The sequence below is a fragment of the Mycolicibacterium vinylchloridicum genome (genome assembly GCF_013404075.1).
Classification (GTDB): domain Bacteria; phylum Actinomycetota; class Actinomycetes; order Mycobacteriales; family Mycobacteriaceae; genus Mycobacterium; species Mycobacterium vinylchloridicum.
Genome location: NZ_JACBJQ010000211.1, coordinates 1 through 650, shown reverse-complemented (window position 1 = coordinate 650; position 650 = coordinate 1). Strand labels below are relative to the sequence as shown.

The following is a 650-nucleotide window of genomic DNA, read 5'->3' as shown; positions in this document are numbered from 1 at the left end:
CCCACGTCGGCGCCTTGGGTGTAGAAGCGATCACCGGTAAGCCCTACAAGCCGACCACCCAGGGCAAGAACGAACGCTTCCACCAAACCCTGTTCCGCTACCTCGACAAACAGCCACTGGCCGAAACCCTTGAGCAGCTACAAGCCCAGGTCGACACCTTCGACCACATCTACAACAGCGAACGCCCCCACCAAGGGCTGCCCGGGCGCATCACCCCGCTGACTGCGTGGGAAGCCACCCCCAAGGCCCAGGCGCCACGCCCCAGACCCGACCGGCCACTGTTCGACCGACCCGAGCCACGCACAGACCCCAAGCCATCGGTGCCGTTGAACCTGCCCGCCAACACCCACATCCGAACGGTAGGCACATCAGGCACCGTCAGCTTTAACTCGATCAGATACAAGGTCAACACCCACCTTGCCTTCGAGCAGGTCCTGGTCGTCACCGCCGGCGACACGATCATCATCACCGACTTTCACGGCGAGGTCCTCGCCGAGCACCCCCGCCCCAAACCCGGGATCAACTACATAGGCAACGGCCGACCCAGCGGCCCACAACCCAAGACCGACGGAACGTCACCGAAGTCCTGATACACCAACTGTCACCAATGTCCTGATCCAGAACTGTCACCGATGTCCTGATACATCACA

1 protein-coding gene is annotated in these 650 nt (G+C 62.0%); it reads left to right on the top strand.

The genetic code is table 11. From position 1 onward, the window contains the following. A partial coding sequence (locus HPC46_RS34615) for an integrase core domain-containing protein (protein WP_179476468.1) occupies positions 1–590 on the top strand: 590 nt, incomplete at its 5' end. Positions 591–650: the final 60 nt, after the last annotated feature.